This is a genomic window from Variovorax sp. GW821-FHT09D05, assembly GCF_059416325.1.
Genome location: NZ_JBWKOZ010000005.1, coordinates 217,856 through 240,978 on the forward strand (window position 1 = coordinate 217,856; position 23,123 = coordinate 240,978).

17 protein-coding genes are annotated in these 23,123 nt (G+C 64.7%); 14 read left to right on the forward strand and 3 right to left on the reverse strand.

The window, feature by feature from the left end:
• The first annotated feature begins 10 nt into the window (after window positions 1-10).
• Both AC07O3_RS15365 and AC07O3_RS15370 read left to right on the forward strand, forming a co-directional pair.
• Entirely contained in the window at window positions 11-955 is a 945-nt protein-coding gene (locus AC07O3_RS15365; RefSeq protein WP_307616237.1) for a LysR family transcriptional regulator, read from the forward strand.
• A 136-nt stretch (window positions 956-1,091) separates the two neighbouring features.
• Window positions 1,092-2,789 carry an OFA family MFS transporter gene (locus tag AC07O3_RS15370; protein ID WP_495339728.1) on the forward strand — a complete coding sequence of 566 codons (1,698 nt, stop codon included), beginning with the start codon at window positions 1,092-1,094 and terminating at the stop codon, window positions 2,787-2,789.
• Between the two features lie 12 nt (window positions 2,790-2,801).
• Here the strand turns inward: AC07O3_RS15370 and AC07O3_RS15375 are convergent, their stop codons facing one another.
• Entirely contained in the window at window positions 2,802-3,338 is a 537-nt protein-coding gene (locus tag AC07O3_RS15375) for a molybdopterin-dependent oxidoreductase (protein ID WP_495339729.1), read from the reverse strand.
• Between the two features lie 167 nt (window positions 3,339-3,505).
• Between AC07O3_RS15375 and AC07O3_RS15380 the strand changes: the two genes are divergently transcribed.
• Window positions 3,506-3,853, forward strand: a complete 348-nt coding sequence (locus AC07O3_RS15380) for a winged helix-turn-helix domain-containing protein (RefSeq protein WP_093058016.1) — start codon at window positions 3,506-3,508, stop codon at window positions 3,851-3,853.
• Complete coding sequence (tsaA, locus tag AC07O3_RS15385) at window positions 3,850-4,344, forward strand: tRNA (N6-threonylcarbamoyladenosine(37)-N6)-methyltransferase TrmO (RefSeq protein WP_307616235.1); 495 nt, start codon at window positions 3,850-3,852, stop codon at window positions 4,342-4,344. The genes AC07O3_RS15380 and tsaA overlap by 4 nt, the downstream gene beginning before the upstream one ends.
• On the opposite strand, the gene AC07O3_RS15390 is transcribed toward tsaA, so the two are convergent.
• Complete coding sequence (locus tag AC07O3_RS15390) at window positions 4,305-4,964, reverse strand: nitroreductase family protein (protein WP_495339730.1); 660 nt, start codon at window positions 4,962-4,964, stop codon at window positions 4,305-4,307. The genes tsaA and AC07O3_RS15390 overlap by 40 nt on opposite strands.
• Window positions 4,965-4,969: 5 nt before the next feature.
• Window positions 4,970-5,212, reverse strand: a complete 243-nt coding sequence (locus AC07O3_RS15395; RefSeq protein WP_093077393.1) for a hypothetical protein — start codon at window positions 5,210-5,212, stop codon at window positions 4,970-4,972.
• Window positions 5,213-5,320: 108 nt separating this feature from the next.
• On the opposite strand from AC07O3_RS15395, the gene modB reads away from it, so the two are divergent.
• From modB to AC07O3_RS15445, 10 genes are all read left to right on the forward strand, one after another.
• Complete coding sequence (modB, locus tag AC07O3_RS15400) at window positions 5,321-6,004, forward strand: molybdate ABC transporter permease subunit (RefSeq protein WP_093077391.1); 684 nt, start codon at window positions 5,321-5,323, stop codon at window positions 6,002-6,004.
• A 29-nt stretch (window positions 6,005-6,033) separates the two neighbouring features.
• Complete coding sequence (modA, locus tag AC07O3_RS15405; RefSeq protein WP_495339731.1) at window positions 6,034-6,783, forward strand: molybdate ABC transporter substrate-binding protein; 750 nt, start codon at window positions 6,034-6,036, stop codon at window positions 6,781-6,783.
• Window positions 6,780-7,571: an ABC transporter ATP-binding protein gene (locus tag AC07O3_RS15410; RefSeq protein ID WP_495339732.1), complete on the forward strand. Its 792-nt coding sequence runs from the start codon at window positions 6,780-6,782 to the stop codon at window positions 7,569-7,571. Before modA ends, AC07O3_RS15410 begins: the two co-directional genes overlap by 4 nt.
• An 84-nt stretch (window positions 7,572-7,655) precedes the next feature.
• Window positions 7,656-10,016 (forward strand): FdhF/YdeP family oxidoreductase, encoded by a 2,361-nt coding sequence (locus tag AC07O3_RS15415; RefSeq protein WP_495339733.1) that lies wholly within the window; start codon window positions 7,656-7,658, stop codon window positions 10,014-10,016.
• Between the two features lie 28 nt (window positions 10,017-10,044).
• On the forward strand, window positions 10,045-10,332 hold the full coding sequence (locus AC07O3_RS15420) for a hypothetical protein (protein ID WP_093058009.1): 288 nt from the start codon (window positions 10,045-10,047) through the stop codon (window positions 10,330-10,332).
• A gap of 31 nt (window positions 10,333-10,363) precedes the next feature.
• Window positions 10,364-11,245 (forward strand): formate dehydrogenase accessory sulfurtransferase FdhD, encoded by an 882-nt coding sequence (gene fdhD, locus AC07O3_RS15425; RefSeq protein ID WP_495339734.1) that lies wholly within the window; start codon window positions 10,364-10,366, stop codon window positions 11,243-11,245.
• Window positions 11,246-11,531: 286 nt separating this feature from the next.
• Window positions 11,532-13,253, forward strand: a complete 1,722-nt coding sequence (locus tag AC07O3_RS15430; RefSeq protein ID WP_495339735.1) for a ShlB/FhaC/HecB family hemolysin secretion/activation protein — start codon at window positions 11,532-11,534, stop codon at window positions 13,251-13,253.
• A 70-nt stretch (window positions 13,254-13,323) separates the two neighbouring features.
• A complete protein-coding gene (locus tag AC07O3_RS15435) occupies window positions 13,324-14,169 on the forward strand; it encodes a hypothetical protein (RefSeq protein WP_495339736.1) in 846 nt (281 codons plus the stop codon).
• 91 nt (window positions 14,170-14,260) lie between these two features.
• Window positions 14,261-22,474 carry a two-partner secretion domain-containing protein gene (locus tag AC07O3_RS15440; RefSeq protein ID WP_495339737.1) on the forward strand — a complete coding sequence of 2,738 codons (8,214 nt, stop codon included), beginning with the start codon at window positions 14,261-14,263 and terminating at the stop codon, window positions 22,472-22,474.
• A gap of 9 nt (window positions 22,475-22,483) precedes the next feature.
• Entirely contained in the window at window positions 22,484-22,849 is a 366-nt protein-coding gene (locus AC07O3_RS15445; RefSeq protein ID WP_258353303.1) for a hypothetical protein, read from the forward strand.
• Window positions 22,850-23,123 lie beyond the last annotated feature (274 nt).

A 23,123-nucleotide genomic window follows, 5' to 3' on the forward strand; every position in this document is an offset into this window, starting at 1 on the left:
CGGCGTCTCGATGAACCTGCTCGCCTCGATGCGCTATCTGGTAGCGCTGAACGAGCACAAGCACTTCGGCCGCGCGGCGCAGGCCTGCCACATCACGCAGCCTGCGCTGTCGAATGCACTGCGTGCGCTGGAGACCGAGTTCGGCGTCGTCATCGTCAAGCGCGCCCGCGTGTATGTCGGCCTCACGCACGAGGGCGAGCGCGTGCTCGCCACGGCGCAACGCATGCTGCGCGACAACGAAGTGCTGCTGCAGGAACTGCGCAGCGACGTGGACAACCCGCACGGCCGCCTGCGCATGGCCGCAGTGCCCACGGCGATACCGATGCTCTCGCGCTTTGCGGCCATGCTGCAGCAGCGGCACCCGGGCATCGTGCCGGCCGTGCTGTCGATGAGTTCGCAGGACCTGGAGACGGGGCTCGAAAGCCTGTCGATCGACCTCGCGCTGGGCTACACCGAGCGCATGCACCTGCCCGGCATCAAGCTCACGGCCTGGCCGCAGAGCATCGAGCACTACTTCCTGCTGCGCCGCGCTAAAAAGGCCTCGACCGATGAACTGCGCATCGGCGAGCCCATCTCGTGGGCCGAGGCGGGCAAGCTGCCGCTGTGCCTGCTCACGTCCGACATGCACAACCGCGCCATCGTCGACCAGGCGCTGCGCGAAGCCGGCGTGCCTGTGATGCCCGCCATCGAGACCAATTCGGTGCTCGCGCTGGCGCTGGCGGTGAGCGCGGGCACGGTCAACAGCGTGCTGCCCGGCGGCATGGTCGCGGCCGTGCGCAGCCATCGTGAGCTGGAAGCGCTGCCGCTGATGGCGCCGGACGTGCGTACGCCCATCGGCTTCATGACGCAGGACGGCGTGCGCGCTTCGCGTGCGCTCGAAGCGGCGCTGGCTTTCCTGCAGACGCCTGAGTGGCAGGAGCAGTTGCAGCAGCACAGCGGTGCGCTCGGCGAATGACAGGAACCAAAGGCCTAATCATTTAGTTATTGAATCAGGCCATGCCCTGATCGAATTTGACGGAGATTTAACCGTTAGCTCACACTCCGCGACCCGGATTAGCAATAACTTACACATCCGGCGAACAAGGAGAAATATGGCAGGTTCATCTGCAGGCGTTCTCGATGGAGAACGCGTCGTTGGGGGAGGGGCGCAGACGCAACCCGGCTTCCTGGAAAAAGAACGCATCATCGCGGGCCCCGGCTTCAATCGCTGGCTGGTTCCGCCGGCTGCATTGGCCATTCATCTGTGCATTGGCATGGCGTACGGCTTCTCGGTGTTCTGGCTGCCGTTGTCGAAGGCGCTCGGCACTGCCGGCACCGGCGCACAAGCTTGCGCCAAGGACATGAGCTTCTTCGCCGAGCTCTTCGCCACCAATTGCGACTGGCGCGTGGCCACGCTCGGCTGGATGTACACCCTGTTCTTCGTCTTCCTCGGCTGCTCGGCTGCCCTGTGGGGCGGCTGGCTCGAACGCGCGGGCCCGCGCAAGGCCGGTGTGGTGTCGGCGATTTGCTGGTGCGGCGGCATGCTGCTGTCGGCGGTGGGCATCCACCTGCACCAGTTCTGGCTGATGATCCTCGGCTCGGGCGTGATCGGCGGCATCGGCCTGGGGCTGGGCTACATCTCGCCGGTGAGCACGCTGATCAAGTGGTTCCCCGACCGTCGCGGCATGGCGACCGGCATGGCCATCATGGGCTTCGGCGGCGGCGCGATGATCGGTTCGCCGCTGGCGGTCGACCTGATGAAGCGCTTCAGCACCGCCACCGACGTGGGCGTGATGCAGACCTTCGTGGTCATGGCGCTGGGCTACTTCGTATTCATGATGGCCGGCGCATTGGGCTACCGTGTGCCGCCCTCGGGCTGGAAGCCCGAAGGCTGGACGCCGCCCCCGGCACAGACCACCAACACCATGATCACGCAGCGCCACGTGCATGTGAAAAAGGTCTGGGGCATTCCGCAGTTCTGGCTCGTGTGGCTGGTGCTGTGCATGAACGTGAGCGCCGGCATCGGCGTGATCGGCATGGCCTCGCCCATGCTGCAGGAAGTGTTCGGCGGCGCGCTGATCGACCTGCCGGCCAAGTACGGCCAGCTCGACAAGACGCAACTCGCGGCCATCGCAGTGGTAGCGGGCGGCTTCACGGCGCTGCTGTCGCTGTTCAACATCGGCGGGCGCTTCGTGTGGGCCAGCCTGTCGGACAAGCTGGGCCGCAAGCTCACCTACACGGTGTTCTTCGTGCTCGGCGGCGTCCTGTACGCGAGCATTCCTTCGTCGGCCGGCGCGGGCAGCAAGCTGCTGTTCGTGGGCGCCTGCTGCGTGATCGTGTCGATGTACGGCGGCGGCTTCGCCACGGTGCCGGCCTACCTGGCCGACCTGTTCGGCACGCAGTTCGTGGGCGCCATCCATGGCCGCCTGCTCACGGCGTGGGCCACGGCCGGCATCCTCGGCCCGGTGGTGGTGAACTACATGCGCGAGTACCAACTGGGCCTGGGCCTGCCGCGCGAGCAGGTCTACAACCAGACCATGTACATCCTCGTGGGCATGCTGGTGATCGGCTTCATCGCCAACCTGCTGGTGCGTCCGGTGGCCGACAAGCACTTCATGACCGACGACGAACTGGCCGTCGAGAAGAAGCTGGCGCACGAGAAGGCCTCGGCGGCCGAAGTGGGCAGCGGCTCGGGCCGTGCCGATACGGTGAGCCCGGCGGTGGTGGCGCTGGCCTGGGTGGCGGTGGGTATTCCGCTGGCCTGGGGTGTCTACAAGACCCTGATCAGCGCGGCCAAGTTCTTCGGCTGATCCTCCGAGCGATCAGCGGCCCGAGGGCTGTGCGGCGAACACTTCGATCGCCGCCAGCCGGGCCACCGAACGGCCCGGCTTCACATCGCCGGCCACCACCAGCCGCGCCATGCCGTTGCGACCCAGCGGCGTGCCGTTCAGGCTGTAGGCAACCAGCGCCATGCGGTTGCCGGATTCGGGTGCGATCTCCGCGAGCGAGACCACCGCACGGTAGCCGTCGCTGCCGACCACCACCGCATACATCGAGAGCACCGGGTTGCGCACCGCGGTGTCCGGCTTGAGGCCGACCGACGCATCGTTCAGCAGGGCCCACAGGCTCACGCCGGTGTAGGTGTTGCTACCGACCGTCAGCGTGACGGCGGGCTGAGCCTGCAGGGCTGCGAGGTCGAAGGTGGCGCGCTTGCCGACGGCACCTGAGGCAGTGAAGGAGGGCGAGATGCCTTCGTTGGTGGTGGCCGTAGCGTGCGCGGCATGCGGCGCCATGGCGGCTGCCTGTGGCGGGCTGCCGGCGCAACCTGCGAGAACTGTCAATGCCGTGATGGCTGCCATGGCGGCAGTGCGGCGCAGCCGGGGCGTGGACAGGAATAGCGCGCGATCTTTCACAGGAACTCCTCGTTTTCCCAGGGCGGGTAGCGTCGTATTCATTCTTGCATAGCGACGGCCGCCCACCGCGGGCGGACAATGGCGGCCCGCATTGGTTTACGCTTGGCGCCAACATGAAATCCAAAGTCCAGTTCCGTCTGCGCGTCTACCGGGACGACACCATCGCCATCGGCCCCGGCAAGATCGCCGTGCTCGAAGCCGTGGCCGAGACCGGCTCGATCTCGGCGGCCGCCCGGCTGCTGGGCATGTCGTATCGCAGGGCCTGGATGCTGATCGACGAGATGAACCAGTCGCTGGCCTCGCCGGCCGTGAACACCGCCGCCGGCGGCTCGCGCGGCGGCGGCACGGCGCTGACGCCGGTGGGCGAGGAGATCGTCAAGCACTACCGGGCCATCGAGAACGCGGCGCGCCTTGCCACGGCGGCCGACATTCGTGCGCTGACGCGCCTGCTGGCGCCATGAGCTCCGAGGCCGCCGATGTCGTCTGCCGCCCGGTCGGCCTGGTGCGCAGCCGCTTCACGGAGGCCACCGGCATGCCGATCCAGACGGCCGGCGCACCCGAAGAAACGGGGCGCGTCGAAGTGTTCGCCGAGTTCGCGCCGGGCCTGCGCGACATCGAAGGCTTCGACTACCTGATCCTCGTCACCCACCTGCACCAGTGCGCACACGAGCGCCTGGAGGTGGTGCCCTTTCTGGACAACGCATCGCACGGCGTCTTCGCCACGCGCGCACCCGCGCGACCGAACCGGTTGGGCCTGTCGATCGTGCGGCTCACCTCCGTGGAGGGCACCACGCTGCACTTCAGCGGCAACGACATGATGGACGGCACGCCCGTGCTCGACATCAAGCCCTACGTGCCGAAGTTCGACGTGCGCGAGACCGACCGCATCGGCTGGTTCGGCGCCAGGCTCGATCAACTGCCGCGCACCCGCTCCGACGGCAGGATGGGCTGATCGGGCGGGGTGCCTTCCGGCGGGTCCTGCCAGCCTTGCCAGCACGACCACACGCTCTGCGACAGCACCTCGCGCGCCTGCGGCGGTGCTTCGCCGGTGCTGCCCATGCTGATGAAGCCCGCGAGGTATTCGCCCGGCTGTATGCCCACCTGCAGCGCCAGCGTCTCGTCGAAGCAGCGTTCGCCGCTCAGCACGATGGCGCCATAGCCCAGCTGGTGCGCGGCGCTCAGCAGATTGCCGAGCGCCGCGCCCGCGCTCAGCCACTGTTCGCGCGCCGGGATCTTGCTGCGCTCGCGCGGCGACACCACGAAGCCCAGCAGCAGCGGCGGCCGGGTGGCATGTTCGCGCGCGCGTTTCAGGTCGGCGGGGCTGGCCAGTGGATCGCGCCGCAGTTTTTCCTGCTCGAAGCACCAGGCCAGCGCTTCGCGGTTCTGCGGGCGGAACTCGATCACGCGCCACGGATGCAGGCCGCCATGGTCGGGCGCGCGCAGGCCGGCCTGGAGGATCGCGTCGAGTTCATCGGGGTTGGGGCCGGGCGGCTGCAGGCGACGCGGCGACACCGAGCGCCGCGTCAGCAAAACTTCGAGGATGCGCTCCGCACCCGTCATGTGCCTCCACATGCGCGTCACTGCTCCCGGTGGTCGACCCACACCGCCTGGCGGCGCAGCACCTCGCCGATGTCGCCGGCGTCGGCCGTTGCCACGAAGAAGGACTGGCTCGCGCCGTCGGGGCCGGTGATGGACAGCACGAAGCCCTCTGCATCCATGGCGCGCTCGATGCGCCATTCCTGCACCTGCGTCACATGGTGGCGAAGCTCCGGCCGGCCGGAGATCGAGCGAACAACGGTGTCGTGGATGGAAGGGCGCATGGGTGGGATGTCTCCTACGCTGTATTCCTCAGTATATGAAGACTCATGGCTTTGCGCACCCCCGTGAGAACCTTAGGGCTCATCGTGTAACAATCTCGCCGTATTTTCATGAACACGACGAACTCGCTCATCGCTTCGACCGACTGGTTTCCGCTGGTGCTGTCGCTCAAGGTCGCCGCCGTGGCGACCCTGCTGGCACTGATCGTCGGCGTGGCGCTGGGCTGGGTGTTCGCACGCAAGAAGTTCTTCGGCGCCACCGTGATCGAGGCTGTGTTCATGTTGCCGCTGGTGCTGCCGCCCACGGTGATCGGCTACGCGATTCTTGTGGCGGCCGGGCGCCGCAGCCCGCTGGGCGCGTGGCTGCGCGAGCACCTCGACTACACCATCATCTTCAGTTGGCACGGCGCCGTGGTGGCCTCGGCCGTGGTTGCGCTGCCGCTGGTGCTCAAGTCGGCCAGCGCGGCGTTCTCGGGCGTCGACCGTTCGCTCGAAGCGGCGGCCAGCACGCTGCGGCAGTCGCCGTTTTCGGTTTTCCTGCGCGTCACGCTGCCGCTTGCCTGGCCCGGCATCCTGGCCGGCACGCTGCTCGCGTTTGCGCGCGCCATGGGCGAATTCGGCGCGTCGCTGATGGTGGCCGGCTCCATCCCCAAGCAGACGCAGACGCTTTCGATGGCCATCTATGACGCGGTGCAGGCCGGGCACGACGACCTTGCGCTGCTGCTGGTCATCGTGACTTCGCTGCTGTCGATCACCGTGCTGGTGCTGTCGAACCGCTTCTTTTCTCTTCGCTGATTTCATTTTCAATAATCTGGAGTTTGCCCATGCGTCCGTTTCGCCTTCTGTCGTTGGTTCTTGCACTCGCCTTGCCGCTGGTTGCGGGCGCCCAGCAGATCACCGTGTCCGCCGCTGCCAGCCTGACCGACGCATTCAAGGAAATCGGCCCCAAGTTCGAGGCTGCCAAGACGGGTGCCACGGTGCGCTTCAATTTCGCGGCCTCGGGCGTGCTGCTGCAGCAGATCGGCCAGGGCGCACCGGTGGACGTGTTCGCCAGCGCCGACCAGGAAACGATGAACCGCGGCGTCGAGCAAAAGGCGATCGACGCCGCCACGCGCAAGGACTTCGTCACCAACAGCCTTGTGCTCATCGAACCGGCCAAGGAGGGCGTGGGCCTCAAGACGCTGCAGGACCTGGGCGGCGCCAACGTGAAGAAGATCGCCGTCGGCAAGGTCGCCACCGTGCCGGTCGGCCGCTACACCAAGCAGGTGCTGGACAACGCCAACCTCTGGACCACGCTCGAACCCAAGTTCGTGCAGGCCGACAGCGTGCGCCAGGTGCTCGACTACGTGAGCCGCGGCGAAGTCGAGGCCGGTTTCGTCTACCGCACCGACGCGGCCGTGGCCGGCGACAAGGTGAAGATCGCCTTCACGCCCACCGGCCACACACCCGTGACCTACCCCATCGCCGTGGTCGCCGAGAGCAAGCAGAAAGCGCTGGCCGGCGACTTCATCGCCTTCCTCTCGACGCCTGCCGCGCAGGAAGTGCTCACGCGCTACGGATTCGGCAAGCCATGATCGATGTCGATCTGAAGCTCACGGTGGCCGACGGCCGCCGGCGCTTCGATCTGGCGGTGCGTTTCGCGACGGACGTGCCCTTTGCCGCGCTCTACGGCCCGTCGGGCGCGGGCAAGTCGCTGACCTTGCAGGCCATTGCCGGCCTGCTGCATCCTTCGTCGGGCCACGTGCGGCTCGACGGCCGCACGCTGTACGACTCGGCCCAGGGCATCGACGTGCCCGCGCCGGCGCGGCGCATCGGCTACCTGTTCCAGGACTACGCGCTGTTCCCGCACCTGAGCGTGCGCGAGAACGTGGCCTTCGGGCTGACCGCATGGCACCGCCGCAAGCCGGCCGCGAAAGATGCCGAGCGCGTGCACGCCCTGCTCGAAAGCTTCGGCCTGGCAGCGCTGGCCGAAAGCCGGCCGCAGAACCTGTCGGGCGGCCAGCAGCAGCGCGTGGCGCTCGCGCGCGCGCTGGCCTGCGAGCCGCAGGTGCTGCTGCTCGACGAGCCCTTTGCCGCGCTCAACCCCATGCTGCGCGCGGAATTGCGCAACGAGCTCGCGCAGGTGCGCAGGCAGTGGGGCATTCCGGTGCTGATGATCACGCACGACATCGAGGACGTGCTCGCGCTGGCCGACGTGGCCTTCGTCTACAAGGATGGGCAGGTGGTGCGCGAGATCGACCTGCACAACGCAGAAAGCCGTGACTTTGCGCTGCGCGATATCGCTGGCGTGCAGGCTGTGGAAGAGACGCCGCTGCGCAGCAAGCTGCGCGGGCTGCTGATGCAGGACACGCGAGGCGCCTGAGACCCCGCTTCATTTCCTTTTTGAATCGCCGCATGTCCCGATTCAATTTGACGCTCCGCAGGCCCACGGCGAACACTCGCCGGCATGAGCAGTGAGCAGAAGATCGAGTTTTACAAGGGCCCTGCGGGCGGTTGGGGCGCACTGCGCAGCGTGACGACCGCGCTGCTGCGGCAGGACATTCCCATCAAGGGCGCGAAGACGCTGCTGTCGGCCAACCAGCCCGACGGTTTCGACTGCCCCGGCTGCGCCTGGCCAGACCGCAACCATGCCTCGACCTTCGAGTTCTGCGAGAACGGCGTCAAGGCCGTGGCCGCCGAAGCCACCGCGCGCCGCGCCGGTCCCGAGCTGTTCGCCAAGCACACCGTGGCCGAACTCGCCGAGCAAAGCGACTTCTGGCTCGAAGACCAGGGCCGCCTCACGCACCCCATGGCCTACGACGCGACCAGCGACAAATACGTGCCCATCGAATGGGACGATGCCTTCGCGCGCATAGCCCAGCACCTGAATGCGCTGCCCGACCCGAACCAGGCCATCTTCTACACCTCGGGCCGTGCGAGCAACGAGGCGGCCTTTCTGTACCAGCTGTTCGTGCGCGAGTACGGCACCAACAATTTTCCCGATTGCTCGAACATGTGCCACGAGCCCAGCGGCAGCGGCATGCGTCCGCAGTTCGGCGTGGGCAAGGGCACGGTCACGCTCGACGACTTCGAGAAGGCCGACGCAATCTTCATCTTCGGCCAGAACCCCGGCACCAACCATCCGCGCATGCTCGGCGAGTTGCGCGCGGCTTCCAAACGCGGCGCGCGCATCGTGAGCTTCAACCCACTGCGCGAGCGCGGCCTGGAGCGCTTTGCCGATCCGCAGGACAAGCTCGAGATGGCGACCATGGGCTCCACGCCCATCAGCACGCACTACTTCCAGCTGCGCGTGGGCGGCGACTTCTCCGTCATCAAGGGGATGATGAAGCACGTCATCGAGCGCGAAGACGAAGCGGTCGCGCGCGGCGAGCCTTCGGTGCTCGACCATGAATTCATCGCCACCCACACCACCGGCTTCGAGGCGCTGGCGGCTGATCTGCGCGCCGAGTCGTGGGACATCCTGGTGCAGGAGTCCGGCCTGAGCGAAGCGCAGATCCGCGCCGCGGCCGACGTGTACCTGGGGGCCAAGCGGGTCATCGCCTGCTGGGGCATGGGCATCACGCAGCACCAGCATTCGGTCGCCACCATCCAGATGATCGGCAACTGGCTCATGCTGTGCGGCCACATGGGCCGCGAAGGCGCGGGTGCATGCCCGGTGCGCGGCCACAGCAACGTGCAGGGCGACCGCACCATGGGTATCTGGGAAAAGCCGCCGGCAGCGCTGCTCGACCGCCTGCAGAAGGTGTTCGACTTCGAGCCGCCGCGGCAGAACGGCGTCGACACGGTCGAGGCCATCCGGCTCATGCTCGACGGCAAGGGCAAGGTGTTCTTCGCGCTCGGCGGCAACTTTGCGGCCGCCACGCCCGACACCTACCAGACCTGGAAGGCGCTTCAGCAGTGCGACCTGACAGTGCACGTGACCACCAAGCTCAACCGCAGCCACGTGGTCCACGGACGCGAGGCGCTGATACTGCCTTGCCTGGGCCGCACCGAGATCGACATGCAGGCCGCCGGCCCGCAGGGCGTAACGGTGGAAGACTCGATGAGCATGGTGCACATCTCGATGGGCATCAACCCGCCTGCGTCGCAGCACCTGCTGTCGGAGCCGGCCATCGTGGCGCGGCTCGCGGCTGCCACCATCGGCGCGCGCAGCAAGACGCCGTGGCTGTGGCTCGTCGAAGACTACGCGCGCATCCGCGACAAGATCGAAGCCGTTTTCGACGACTTCAAGGACTTCAACACGCGCGTGGCGCACCCCGGCGGCTTCCGCCTGCGCAACACCGCAAGCGAGCGCGTGTGGAACACCGCGTCGAAGAAGGCCGTGTTCTTCACGCACGCCGTGCCGCTGGACACCCATTCGCACCGCGCCCGCGCGCGCTTCGCGAAGAAGGGCGACACCATCGTCTTCACGCTGCTGACCACGCGTTCGCACGACCAGTACAACACCACCATCTACGGCATGGACGACCGCTACCGCGGCGTGTTCGGCCAGCGCCGCGTGGTGTTCATCAACAAGGAAGACATCCACAAGCTCGGCATGAAGGACGGCGACTGGGTCGACATCCAGACCGTGTGGAACGACGGCCAGGAGCGCCGCGCCGACCGCTTCAAGCTGGTGGCCTACGACATCCCGCGCGGCAACATCGCAGCCTACTACCCCGAGACCAATCCGCTGGTGCCGCTGTCGTCGGTCGCCGAGAACGCGGGCACGCCGACCTCCAAGTCGATTCCTGTAGTACTGGTGCCGCACGAGCTGCCGATCCAGAAGCTGGCGGAGGACCAGGCGGACGGGATGGTGGCTGCATGAGCCACCGGGCCGCTGCGCAGGCGATCAGATGAGCGCCTTGCTCCAGGACGACCTTTCCGTGGCGATCCTGCGCATGCTCGCGCAGGCGCCGGACGACGCTGGCGTTTCGCTGCCACGCCTCGGCAAACGGCTCGGGCAGGGCGCAAGTGTGCTGATGCGCCGGCTCACGCTGATGGGCGATGCGGCCATCGGCGGTGTGCGCGGCCCCGGCTGGGTGCGCGTGGAGCAGCAGGACGGCCGCTGGGTCGCACACCTCCAGGAGCCCGGACGGGCGCAGGTGCAAACGCTGCCCCCTGAAGACGAAATGGGCGACTGAGCCGACAATGGCAGGCCCACCCGGAGCCACCATGTCGCAGCCAGACCTCGCCGATTCCGAAGACACCCTGCCACCGCTCTCCCGGCATGCCGTGCACGTCTTCGGCGAGCGCGGCGTTGGGCCCGAAGGCGTGGTGCGCGACGACACCCTGGCGGCCGAGGTGCCGGTCGCGCTGGTGTTCAACGGCGTCTCGCACGCGGTGATGATGGCCACGCCGCAAGACCTCGAAGCCTTTGCGCTCGGCTTCGCGCTGAGCGAAGGCATCCTCGATACTGCCGCCGACTGCCGCGGCATCGAAGTGCAGACGGTCGATGCCTCCGATGCCGGCCTGCCCGAAGGCATGCCCGGCATCGAGGTGCAGCTTGAAATTTCCACCCGCAGCTTCGAACGCCTGAAAGACCGCCGCCGCAGCCTTGCCGGCCGTACCGGCTGCGGAGTGTGCGGCGTCGAGAGCTTCGCGGGGCTCGATCTCTCGCCGCAGCGCGTGGCACAGCGCGACTGGATCGAACGCGTCGACCTGGTGACAGTGCTGCGCGCCTTCGCAGCCATGTCGCCGCGCCAAGTGCTCAACGCCGAAGCCGGCGCGATCCATGCCGCAGCATGGGCCACGGTCGGCGGTGAACTCACCGACCTGATGGAAGACGTCGGCCGCCACAACGCGCTCGACAAGCTGCTCGGCAGGCTCGCGCTGGCAGGACGCCTCGAAGAACCGGGCTTCGTGCTGATGTCCAGCCGCGGCAGCCATGAGCTCGTGCGCAAGTGCGCGCGCCTGGGCATCGCTGCGATGGCGACCATCTCAGCGCCAACCTCGATGGGGGTGCGCATGGCCGAGCTCTGCGGCCTTCGCTTCTGGGGGCTGTGCCGCGCGCCGCGTGGTGTGCTCTATGCCGATGGGCAACTCAACGGAAATTGAAGCTTCGCGAGTCGCGATAGGGTGAATGTGATTGGCGGCCGTGGGTGTTCGGTCGTGCGACTTCGATAACAAGAGGCTGATTCTTGTTAACTTCGATGCCCAAAATAAATGCAATGGTGTTGCATATCTAACGGAAATTTCAAGAATTCTCTAAGTCACGTTTGGCCACATATGTGCAGCCAAACACCGCATGAAAATCCGCGCCCGCAGCGTATTCCTCGTTGCATTCGTCCGGATTTTCATGCTCTCTTTTCCACGCTCTCGCGCGCCGCAATTGTTGCGCGCCATGCCTGTTGCCTGCCTGCTGTTGGGTGCATCGTCAGGCGCCTTCGCGCAGGCCAACCCTTCGGCTCCCGATCCCTTTGTCGAGCAACTGCGTCAGCAAGAGCGTGAGCGTGCCTTGCGTGAGCAGCAAGAGAAGTCGGTCGACAGCCGTCTGCAGGAGGCGCCGAAGATCGAGTCAGGCCGTGTGCCCGAGGCAGAGTCCCCATGCTTTCGTATTGATCGTCTCGTGCTTGCGGGAGAGCGTTCAGCAGATTTCCAGTGGGCGCTGGATGCTGCCGCCGGCCCCGAGGCGAACGACAACCCCCTCGGCCGCTGCCTGGACACGCAGGGCGTCAACGTCGTCATGGGTCGCCTCCAGCAGGCGGTCATCGCCAGGGGCTTCGTCACTACCCGCGTGCTGGCTGCGCCGCAAGATCTGGCTACTGGCACCCTGACATTCACCCTGGTTCCGGGGCGTATCGCAGCCATCCGCGCCACACCCGATTCGAGCATTCGCTTCGGCAGCAACCGTCTCCTGCTCCTGGGCGCGATCCCTGCCCGCGCTGGCGATCTGCTCAACCTGCGCGATATCGAGCAGGGCCTGGAGAACCTCAAGCGTGCGCCCACCGCCGAAGCCGACATCAAGATCGAGCCCTCGATTGCGCCCGATGCCCGTCCCGGCGATAGCGACCTCGTCGTCAAGTACGTGCAGGCCCGGATGCTTCGCGGCACGTTGAGCGCCGACGACAGCGGCACCGAGCCCACAGGCAAGTACCAGGCTGGCGCCACCGTCTCGGCCGACAACCTTTTCGGCTTCAACGACCTTTTCTACGTCAACGCCAACCACAGCATCGACGGGCATGTCCTGGGCGACCCGCGCCGCGGCACCGAGGGCCAGACCGTCCACTACTCGCTGCCTTGGGGCTACTGGCTGCTGGGCTTCACTGCATCGAACAGCCAGTACCAGCAGACCGTGGCCGGCTTGAATCAAGACTACATCTACGCTGGCAAGACCAACAACGCCGAGGTCAAGCTTTTGCGCCTGATCCACCGCGACCAGCGCCGCAAGACCACTTTCGCGATCCGCGCCTTGCGGCGCGAGTCACGCAGCTTCATCGACGACACCCAGATCGAGAACCAGCATCGCGTTGCCGGCGGCTGGGAGGCCAGCCTGAGCCACAAGGAGTTCATCGGAGAGGCCACGCTGGATGGCACTTTCGCGTTCCGCCAGGGCACCGGTGCCTTCGGTGCCAAGCGAGCACCTGAGGAGGCTTTCGACGAAGGCACTAGCCGCTTTCGGCTCATGACGGCCGACGTGAGCCTCAACGCGCCTTTCAAGCTCGGCGAGCAGAGACTGCGCTACGCAGGCCAGTGGCGTGCGCAGTGGAACCAAACCCAGCTCACGTCACAGGACCGCTTCGGCATTGGCGGGCGCTACACAGTGCGCGGCTTCGACGGCGAGACCAGCCTGCTCGGCGAGCGGGGCTGGTTGCTGCGCAACGACATCGGTTGGGCTGTGGGGCCGAGCGGGGCCGAGCTCTATGTCGGCATCGACTACGGCCATGTGGGCAGCAGGTCGGTCGAGTGGCTGTTGGGCAATCACCTGGCGGGCGGCGTGATCGGCGTACGTGGGGCATGGAAGGGGCTGAACTACGACGTCTTCATCGGCGCACCGATCAGCAAGCCCGAGGGATATCGCACGGCCAATGTAGCGACGGGGTTCAACCTCAACTTCAGTTTTTGAGGAGGGCGCACCACCAGGGAAAGACCGACATCACACCCCGTAAATCCAATCGACAGATCACACAAGATTCATGAAAAACAAGATTCTCCTTTCGCTCTCATTGCTGTCACTTGGCCTGCTTCACGCGTGCGGTGGAAGCAGCGGCGGCGGTGGTGGTGGCGCGCCAATGGCCGCCGCCCCGCTCGGCGCTGCATCGGGGGCGGCTGGTTCGGCCGACCCAGCTCCCGCAAATGCGGACTCTGGTTCCGTATCGGCACCGTTCGCTCGCGGCGATCGCGCGCGCCATCTGCTGCTCGGTGTCGGCGCCCAGTCGTTCGGCGTCCTGTCGCAAAGCGAGCAGGCAGCCAGCGGTGCGATGACCCGCCTGAACGACAACATGCTGACGGGATCGAGCGCGACGAAGGAAATCAACGGCGATGCGAACTTCGCAATCGGCCGCTGGGCCGTCGGCATGGTCACGCGCAACTCGGGCGCGGAGACCCTGACGGGGGCGGACAACCGCGCGTACCACTACGTCGCCCTGAACGAGCTGAAGGCGCTGCCTGCAAGCGGAAACACCACCTGCGACGCCGGCGTCTTCACCAGCCCCACGTATGTGGGCGGCGGCAGTGGGACCGCAGTCAACAGCGGTGCCGCAACCGGGTCTTCCACCCTGGCATTCGGCAGCGAGGGTGCAGCCGTCACGGGCGCTGTGAAGGTGACGGTCGGCGATGCCATCGGCACGGTGAATTTCGACACCAAGGTCAAGTCGCCTTCCAGCACGGCGGTTACGGGCAGCTTCCTCAGTGCTGGCCCGGGCGCCGGCATCACGTTGGGTGATCACGGCAGCAATGCCTATGCGATTGCGGTGGGCTATGCGGCAACGCTCCCTTCCGGCGCGCGGTACATGGGCGTCGCGAAATTCCGCTGCGCTTGAGGTCGTGATTTCGGGGCCGGGGTGACCGTATTGCGATGGTTATCGCCGGCCTTGATTCGAGTTTGGGTTTCCGAGCCACCAGGGAGAAAAAATGAACAAGCATCTTTACCGGATCATCTTCAACGCCGCGCGCGGCATGCGCATGGTGGTTCAGGAAACGGCGGCCAGTATCGGCAAGGGCGCCTCCAAGGGCACGCCCAAGGCCGCAGGAAGTACCGCGGCCGCAGTAGCGCTCTTCGGTGTGCTGGTTGCAGGAACCGTTCGCGCGCAAATAGTCGGCGCGCCCAACGTCCCGGGCAATCTTCGACCGACCGTGTTGGTGGCACCCAACGGCGTGCCGCTCATCAACATCCAGACGCCTTCGGCTGCGGGCGTGAGCCGCAACGTCTACAACCAGTTCGACGTGATGCGCAATGGCGCCGTTCTCAACAACAGCCGCGTGAATGTGCAGACGCAGCTCGGCGGAATCGTTCAGGGCAACCCGTGGCTGGCCGGGGGCCCTGCGCGCGTCATCCTCAATGAAATCAATGGTGGCAACCCGACGCAGTTGCGTGGCTATGTGGAGGTGGGTGGACCGCGGGCAGAGGTGATCATTGCCAATCCGGCGGGCATCTCCGTCAATGGCGGTGGATTCATCAACGCATCGCGGGCAACGCTGACCACAGGCGTGCCGCAGCTCAACGCGTCGGGTGGGCTCGACAGTTTCCTCGTACGCAACGGCACCGTCGGCATCGAAGGTGCGGGGCTCGATGCAAGCAGGACGGACTACGCGGCGATCCTTGCGCGGGCCGTGCAGGTCAACGCGGGCATCTGGGCGAGTGAGCTCAAGGTGGTCCCAGGTGCCAACAACGTCAGCGCCGATCATGGCAGCGTCACACCCGTTGCAGGCACTGGGCCCTCACCTGCTTTCGCGCTCGATGTCGCTGCGCTGGGCGGCATGTACGCCCAGAAAATCACTCTCATCGGCACCGAGGCGGGGCTTGGCGTGCGCAATGCGGGCAACGTCGGTGCGGGTGCAGGCGGTCTTGTCGTGACGGCGCAAGGGCGACTGGAGAACACAGGGACGTTCGAGGGGCCGAGGGTCGAGCTCGACAGCAGCGCGGGCATCGACAACCGCGGCGGCATCATCCGGCAGACCAGCATGGCCGGCCTCACGATCGATTCACCGGTGTTGAGCAACACGAACGGCGGGGTGATCGGTGCGGAGCCTTTGACATCAACAACTGGTGCGGGCGGTACGGCAAGCACCGGTGGCACGGCGGCCGCCTCGAATCCATCCAATCCGAGCGCAGATGCAACCAGCGTTGGCGCATCGCCGGTCCCGTCTTATGTCCCTCCATTCCCCGGCACCATCACCGCTGCCGGCACGATCCAGAACGACGGCGGTCACATCTACGCGAGTGGTCCCATCACACTCAAGACGCCGCAGATCGACAACGCGGGCGGTACGCTCAACGTGGCCACCATGGCCGTGTCCGGTTCCAGCTTCAGCAATGCTGGCGGCACGCTCAACGTCAGCCAGAGCTTCGGTGCGAACGTCGGCCGGTTCGACAACACAGGCGGCAAGCTGAATGCGGGTAGCCTGCACGTCGCCACGGGTGGCGATCTGATCAACGTGGACGGCACGCTCGCCAGCGGCAGCGATGTGAGCCTCACGGTCGGTGGTAATGCAGACAACACGCACGGGACCGTCTCGGCCGCAGGTCGCTTGACGGCCCACGTGACGAAGACGGTGAACAACGGCGCCGGCACGCTGGTCGCCAACCAGGACCTGACGATCGACGCTACTGCACTAGACAGCAGCAAGGGCAGCGTCCAGTCCGTCAATGCGGGTGTGCAGCTCGATGTCGCCGATCGGCTGGCCAATACGGGCGGCGCGATCGGCGCGGCGGCGGATCTTTCCATGAAGGCGGGATCGATCGATACCAGTGGAACGATTCGCGTCGGCAACGACGCCACGCTCGCGGTTGCCGGCGCGCTCGTCAACGACGGCCGCATTACCGCGGGCCGCAACACTGCAATTAGCGCCGGCAGCTTCGCGTCGGGCAGTGCCAGCGTGCTCGGTGCCGGCGTGCTGAACGACAGCAAGCTGGGCGCCGCTGGCGACCTGAGCGTCACGGCATCAGGCATGTTGACTGCGAATGGAATGAACCTCGCTGCCGGCAATGCAGCGTTGCAGGGCGCCAGCATCGACCTGTCGAAGAGCCAGACCAGCGCGGCGAACATCGCCATCACGGCGACGCAGGGCGACGTCAGCTCCAGCGACAAGGCAAAGGTACTGACGCCGGGCACCCTGAGCATCGTTGCCAATGCCCGGGCAGGCCAGACCCTGGTCAACGACGCCGGTGCGCTCAACGCTGGCCGGCTCCACCTTCAGGCCTCGAGCATCGCAAACACCCATGGCGGCGAGATCTTGCAGACGGGGGGCGATGCGACCACCGTGGCTGTCTCCGGCACCTTGAACAACGATGGCGGGCGCATCGCCGGCAACAGCCACGACTTGAGCCTGAGTGCGGCCACGCTCAGCAGTGTGGGCGGCAAGATCGAGCATGCGGGTGCAGGTACCTTGCGCATGATGGGTGGCAGCTACAACGGAGTGGGCGGCCAGATCACCGGCAATGGCGCACTGGTTGTCGACCTGAGCGATGGCTTCGCGCAAGACAACGGCCGAACCGCCGCAAAGCAGATCACCATCGATGCCGGTTCGTTGAGCAATCGGGGCGGCAAGGTCTTCGGAACTTCGCTGTCGGTCGACACCCGCGGAGGGGAACTGGACAACAGCGCCAAGGGCACCATGGCCGCGACGGAAGCGGTCGTTCTCAGGTCGGGAGCACTGAACAACGATGCAGGCTTGATCCAGTCGGGCGGTTCGCTGCACATCGACACGAACAGCCAGGTCCTGACCAACACCAATGCAGCCGGCTACCGGACCCAACCCGCAGACCTGGCCGGAGGCATCGTGAGCGGCGGCACGCTCGACCTGAAGGCGGGTGACGTCAAGAATGTGGCGGGCTCCATCGGATCGAAGGGAGCTTTGACGGCCAATACCCAGGCCTTCACGAACACCGATGGTGTACTCATGGGCGGCCCGCCCGCCGCGCTCGGTGCGGACGGCAAGAAGCGCAGCGGCACAGGCGGCGTGTTCCTGAACGCGAAGTCTTTCAGCGGCGATGGTCAGATCATGTCCGCCAATGACCTGGGCATTGCACTTGTGCAGGACGTCACGAACAACGCAAGCATCGGCGTCAATGGCAACCTGAGCTACCTCACCGCCGGCAAGTTCACGAACAACACGAAGCTGCTGGCAGGAAGAACGCTCACGGTGGGCGGAAGCAGCGTCGACAACACCGCCGGCGCCGAGATGTCGGGAGCCGACACCATCGTCAACGCCGCGACAACGTTGACCAATCGAGGCTTGATCGACAGCCAGGGATCGACGCAAATCGACTCAGGCGCGCTGAACAACGTCGGCGCGGGCCGCATATACGGCAGCGCCGTGTCTGTCGCGTCCGGCACGCTCGACAACTACGCCGAGACTGTCGGCGGCGTGACCAGGGCCGGGACCATCGCGGCGCGCGAGACGCTGAACATCGGCGCCAACACTGTCAGCAACCGCGAACACGCGCTGATCTTCAGCGGCGGCGTGGGCACCAAGGCCATGAGCATCGGCGGCAAGCTCGACGGGAACCGCGAAGCCACGACGAGCGGCGGTGTCCTGAGCAACCTGAGCGCGCGCATCGAGTCGTTGGGCGGCATGACCATCTCGATGGGACAGATCGACAACCTCGACACGCACATCAGGCTCGGGCCGCAGACGACGACCAGGCAGTTCTCCAGAACCATCGGCGTAGAGGGTATCGGCCACTTCAAGCCGGAAGATGTTGCCTACACACCGGGCAAGCCCAATCTCGCGATACGCAACCCCGACGGCAGCTGGAGGCCCGCCAACGGCCATGTCTGGGGCCTGTGGGACAAAACCGTCGTCACGACGACAGACACGGCCATCGATGCAGATCCCGCAGACATCGTCGCCGGCAGGGACATGGCCCTCAACGGTGGTGGGCTGAACCGTGACAGCCGGATCACAGCCGGCGGCGTGCTGACGGCGCCCGACATCAGGAACGAGGCATTGCAAGGCGAGGTCACGACGCAGACGGGCTCCATCGTGCATTGGCGCGCCACCAAACGGGAACCCGACATCATCGAACCCGTGTCGAGAGTGAGCAAGGACGTCGGTACCTACGAGAAAACCGGCGGCCTCAACGCCACCCGGGGTTACGACGCAGGCAAGCCCGCCAGCGGAGCGAACGGCGGCAACGGCAATGTCACCATCGTCGAAGTGCCGGCCAACGTCGGTGCGGTCGTGAAAACCGATGGCCGCAGCAACCCCGGCGTCGGTGCCAGCCAAGTCATCCCGATGGTCGTGCGCACCAGCGCCCCTCGCGTTGACATCCCGCGGGCCAGCCTGTTCAACCTGAATGGCGGCCCACAAGGCTATCTTGTCGAGACCGACCCGCGCTTTGCCAACTATCGCAACTGGCTCAGCAGCGACTACCTGCTCAGCGGCCTTGGCCTCGACCCCAACAACACCCTCAAGCGCCTGGGCGACGGCTTCTACGAGCAAAAGCTCATTCGCGAGCAGGTCGCACAGCTCACGGGCTATCGCTACCTGGGTGGCTACTACAGCGACGAAGAGCAGTACACGGCACTCATGAACAACGGGGCAACCTTTGCCGGGCAGTACGGCTTGCGCCCCGGCATTGGCCTGTCGGAGGCCCAGATGGCCCAGCTCACCAGCGACATCGTCTGGCTGGTGGAACAGACCGTGACGCTGCCCGACGGAAGCACCCGGAACGTGCTGGCGCCGCAGCTGTACGCGCGTTTACGGCCCGGCGACATCGACGGTTCGGGCGCGCTGCTGAGCGCCGATGCCACCGTCATCAAGGGCGACGGCAACCTCATGAATACAGGCACCATCGCCGGGCGCACGCTGGTCAGGATCGACAAGGACAACGTAAACAACCTCGGCGGACGCATCGCGGGTGGCGACCTGGCCATTCACGCCAGGACCGACCTCAACAACATCGGAGGAAGCATCACGGCTGGCGACGTCGCTGCCTTGACGGCCGGCCGCGACATCAACATTCGCAGCACAACCCAGACCGATGGGTCCAACAAAAACGCGGACCGTATCGCTGGCCTCTATGTGACGAACCCGGGCGGCACACTGGTTGCCAGTGCAGGCCGCGATGTGAATCTGATCGGCGGGATCATCTCCAATCAAGGCACTGGCGGCTACACCTCGATCACGGCGAAGAACGACATCAACCTGGGAACAGTGACCGAGACGCGGGTGATGTTGGGTTCCAGTGTGAGCACGTCGATGGTGATGGCCAATTCACAGGAGCTCGGGAGCACCATTTCCACGAACGGCACTACGGTGCTGAAGGCTGGGCGTGACGTCAACGCGCGGCAGGCTATTGTGGATGCCGGCAAGAGCCTGCTGGCCGTGCACGCGGATCGCGACATCAATATCGAGGCGGGCGAGACCAGAGCTACTGGCCGTTACTCCGCGCAATGGACGGACAAGAAAACCTTCAGTCGCACAAACAACAACCTCTTTCGCAGCTTCGACGCGATGACGAGTGTGGGCAGCAAGTTCTCTGGCGGACTTGTCTCTCTTGGCGCGAAGAACGACATCAACGTCATCGGGTCCAGCCTCAGCGGCAAGGACGGCGTTGCCGTGATAGCGCAAGGCAATCTAACGATTGTCGAGGGACGAAATACCTCAAATGCCGGCTATCAACTGAGTCAACAGAAGAGAGGGATCAGCGCACTCGGTGCCGCCATGGGGTTTGTGATGCCCTCCGGAAGAGCGACAGCCACAGGCAGCGAGATCAGCTCCGACACCGCCGCGCCCAGCACCATCTCCAGCAGCAACGGAGGCATCCTGCTGCAGGGAAACAGCAGCGTCTTCCTCCAGGGCGTGCAGGTAGATGCAGCCAAGGATGTCGCGATCAAAGGCGGCAACGTGGTCATCCAGGCGGCCATGAACAGACAGTCGGTAATCGGGACAACCGGTAGCCAGAACGCTTGGTACGACTTCGGCAGCGCCGCGATTCTCAAGGACGTCGGCAAGGGGATCAAAGCGCGAGAGACAACGGCGACCGAGGTCGATGTCACGACCTTGACCCGAACCAACATCAGCGGCGCGAACGTCAGTATCGCTGCCGACGATACGCTGGCCTTGAGGGGGACGGCCATCAACACTCCGGGAAAGCTGAGCTTGGCCGCGGATATGTGGTTGATGGGGACGCAGACAACCGAAGAGGCGATGCGTACCACCAGTCAGGGACGCGACTTGGTGTACCAAGTTTCCCGGGACAAGGGGACCACCGATCAGACGACCAACTACAACCTGATCAATGCAGGAAAGTTGTCTGTCACGGCGAACCGTGTACAGGTCGGCCTCGGTGCTCGGGACAGTATCGAGCAGCTCTCCAAACAGCCGGGCATGGGCTGGGTGGATCAGTTGACCAACGATCCGAAGCTCAGCGACAAGGTCGATTGGCAGAGAGTCGATGAAGTCCACAAGAACTGGAACTACGACAAGCAAGGCCTGACACCCGAGGGTGCTGCGGTGGTGACCCTCGTCGTGGCGTACTTCACGGCGGGAGCGGCCTCGGGGGTGGGTGGCTCCGTTGCATCAGGCGTGGGCGCAACCGGAACCACGGCCGTGGTGGTCAGCGGCGCGGTCACGGCGGGGTTGACCGCGCTGGCCAGTCAGGCAGGGGTGGCGGTGATCAACAACCAAGGCGACATTGGCAAGGCTCTGCATGACCTGGGAAGCAGTGCCAATGTAAAGAGCCTGTTGACGGCCATCATCACAGGGGGCGTACTCGGCGGGCTCGATCTCAATCCGACGGGCTTGCCGACGGCGGGTGCCGGCAGCCAGGAGTTCTTCACTCAGCTTGGACAGAACTTGAAGGCTGGCGCGGCCCGTGCGGTGATTGGCACCGCGATCAATGGGGGCAGCCTGGAGGACAGTCTCAAGGACGGCCTCAAGAACGCCATCCTTGACACGGTGGCCGCGCAGGGTGCCGTCGCGATAGGGAAGCAATTCCCGGTCGGCGACTTCAGCAACTACGTGGCGCATGCCATTGCGGGCTGTGCAGTCGAAGCGGCCCGCGCCAGCAACGGCTGCGGCAGTGGGGCACTCGGGGCGGTGGTGGGCGAAGCCAGCGCTATCGCGCACAACGATGGCCGTAATGTGCTGACTGAGGGGTTGCGGTCCGACACGGCGGCCTTTGCCAGCATGTTTGGTGGTCTCGCTGCGGCCATCGCGGGCGGTAATGCGAGCCAGATCAACATCGGCAGCCAGGCGGCCGGCAATGCAGCGGCGAACAATTTCACACAAGCCGTCGCTCGTGGCGCCGCCGCTTGCGCAACAGTCGCGCTCTGTCGCAACTCTGTGCTCCTGGCCGGAGCGGCTGTGGCCATCGATGCCAAGGTGCAATCGACGCACGCCGAACACCCCGAATGGAACGACCGTACGGTCAACGCCTCGGCAGTTGCCGAGGTAATGAGTCGGGGGATGGTTGAAGGTGTCAAAAGCACCTACGACTGGTTTATTGGTACGCAAAGGCCAGCCACCTCCAATACGGGCAACACCAGCCCGCTGCCGGACTATGGACCGTCCCACACAGGTAACACGACAACGCCGCCACGTATAGACGCAACCACGGGTGGTGGCCGGATTGCTCAGGCGAACCAAAATGCGGACATCGCGAGTGGAGGGTATGGAGAGGGGGGAATCCCGAACTATGGCGGCTCGCTGACAACACCGAACAACGGTCCGGCAGGGCCGAACATCGTGATGAGTCAGTCAAATTCGGGACAACCCGTCTTTGGCAATCAACTCCCGGAGAGGCTTCGAGCCGAGATAGCTGCCGCAAATACTGCTGGTGTAAAGCCAATATCGCCGAGTGACCCTTCTTTTGAATCCGTTGTAAATCAAGGAAAGATAAAATTTGTAGTCACTGTAGATGGAAATATTTTCCTGGCACCGCACACGATAAATGGATTTGAAATATCGCATGCCGTTTTGTCCGGTGGAAAGCCAGTTGTTTCCGCGGGAGAGGCCGATATTTCTGGATTCAAAGGATTTTATTTTGGAACAATTATGAATCCTCATTCGGGGCATTTCTTGAATGGGGCGACGAAAAAACAAACTGAGACTTCCGATCAAATGGCTCGTGCCGCTTTTGAGAGAATTGGTATTAAATTCCCTCCAAATAGAGACTGAAGGAAAAATATGAATAACTACGAAGTATTAAATTGGAAAGGACTCGGTCAGGAGATTTCTGAGGATTTAATTAGAGTTGATTTTCCTCCGCCTGAGTATCGAGTAAGTTCGAAAAAATATCGAAGCAGTGAGGTGCTACCTCCCGGTGCAGTTCGCGCAGGACTACTCTTCGTGTTACGCGGAAAATGTAAATGCGGATTTGGAGTTGATGACGGAGTTTCGATTATTCTTGATGCAGGTCAATATGTGAGTTTTCCGGAAGGACGTTATCAAATCGAGCCATTGGATGGTCAAGATGCTGAGGTCGCGTTCGTTTGGAATGTTTTGAAAATATTTAATGAAATTTTTCCGGGCCAATCCGGAAAAATACCGTGAAATTAAATATTTCTCTTCGCGACTAGTGAATTTTGATGTCAACGGTGCAGTTCATAGGCGTCGGTCTGTCGATCAGCTTTGGTGGCATGTTGATTGCCGCCGAAAATTGACCCCCTAAACCCCCCTCGGGTCAAAGAGCGGCGGAATCCAACAAAAAGAGATTCTCGCAATTCCGGCCGAGCCGGTTGAATCTGAGTTTTCAGGACTGTGCGAGGTTGTTGAGGGGGGGGGGGGGGGGGGGGGGGGGGGGGGGGGGGGGGGGGGGGGGGGGGGG

Excerpts from the sequence above, each read along its gene's own strand:
- AC07O3_RS15365 (WP_307616237.1), top strand. The coding sequence starts at position 11 with ATGAACCTGCTCGCCTCGATGCGCTATCTGGTAGCGCTGAACGAGCAC.
- AC07O3_RS15370 (WP_495339728.1), top strand. The coding sequence starts at position 1,092 with ATGGCAGGTTCATCTGCAGGCGTTCTCGATGGAGAACGCGTCGTTGGG.
- AC07O3_RS15375 (WP_495339729.1), bottom strand. The coding sequence starts at position 3,338 with ATGGCAGCCATCACGGCATTGACAGTTCTCGCAGGTTGCGCCGGCAGC.
- AC07O3_RS15380 (WP_093058016.1), top strand. The coding sequence starts at position 3,506 with ATGAAATCCAAAGTCCAGTTCCGTCTGCGCGTCTACCGGGACGACACC.
- tsaA (WP_307616235.1), top strand. The coding sequence starts at position 3,850 with ATGAGCTCCGAGGCCGCCGATGTCGTCTGCCGCCCGGTCGGCCTGGTG.
- AC07O3_RS15390 (WP_495339730.1), bottom strand. The coding sequence starts at position 4,964 with ATGTGGAGGCACATGACGGGTGCGGAGCGCATCCTCGAAGTTTTGCTG.
- AC07O3_RS15395 (WP_093077393.1), bottom strand. The coding sequence starts at position 5,212 with ATGCGCCCTTCCATCCACGACACCGTTGTTCGCTCGATCTCCGGCCGG.
- modB (WP_093077391.1), top strand. The coding sequence starts at position 5,321 with ATGAACACGACGAACTCGCTCATCGCTTCGACCGACTGGTTTCCGCTG.
- modA (WP_495339731.1), top strand. The coding sequence starts at position 6,034 with ATGCGTCCGTTTCGCCTTCTGTCGTTGGTTCTTGCACTCGCCTTGCCG.
- AC07O3_RS15410 (WP_495339732.1), top strand. The coding sequence starts at position 6,780 with ATGATCGATGTCGATCTGAAGCTCACGGTGGCCGACGGCCGCCGGCGC.
- AC07O3_RS15415 (WP_495339733.1), top strand. The coding sequence starts at position 7,656 with ATGAGCAGTGAGCAGAAGATCGAGTTTTACAAGGGCCCTGCGGGCGGT.
- AC07O3_RS15420 (WP_093058009.1), top strand. The coding sequence starts at position 10,045 with ATGAGCGCCTTGCTCCAGGACGACCTTTCCGTGGCGATCCTGCGCATG.
- fdhD (WP_495339734.1), top strand. The coding sequence starts at position 10,364 with ATGTCGCAGCCAGACCTCGCCGATTCCGAAGACACCCTGCCACCGCTC.
- AC07O3_RS15430 (WP_495339735.1), top strand. The coding sequence starts at position 11,532 with ATGCCTGTTGCCTGCCTGCTGTTGGGTGCATCGTCAGGCGCCTTCGCG.
- AC07O3_RS15435 (WP_495339736.1), top strand. The coding sequence starts at position 13,324 with ATGAAAAACAAGATTCTCCTTTCGCTCTCATTGCTGTCACTTGGCCTG.
- AC07O3_RS15440 (WP_495339737.1), top strand. The coding sequence starts at position 14,261 with ATGAACAAGCATCTTTACCGGATCATCTTCAACGCCGCGCGCGGCATG.
- AC07O3_RS15445 (WP_258353303.1), top strand. The coding sequence starts at position 22,484 with ATGAATAACTACGAAGTATTAAATTGGAAAGGACTCGGTCAGGAGATT.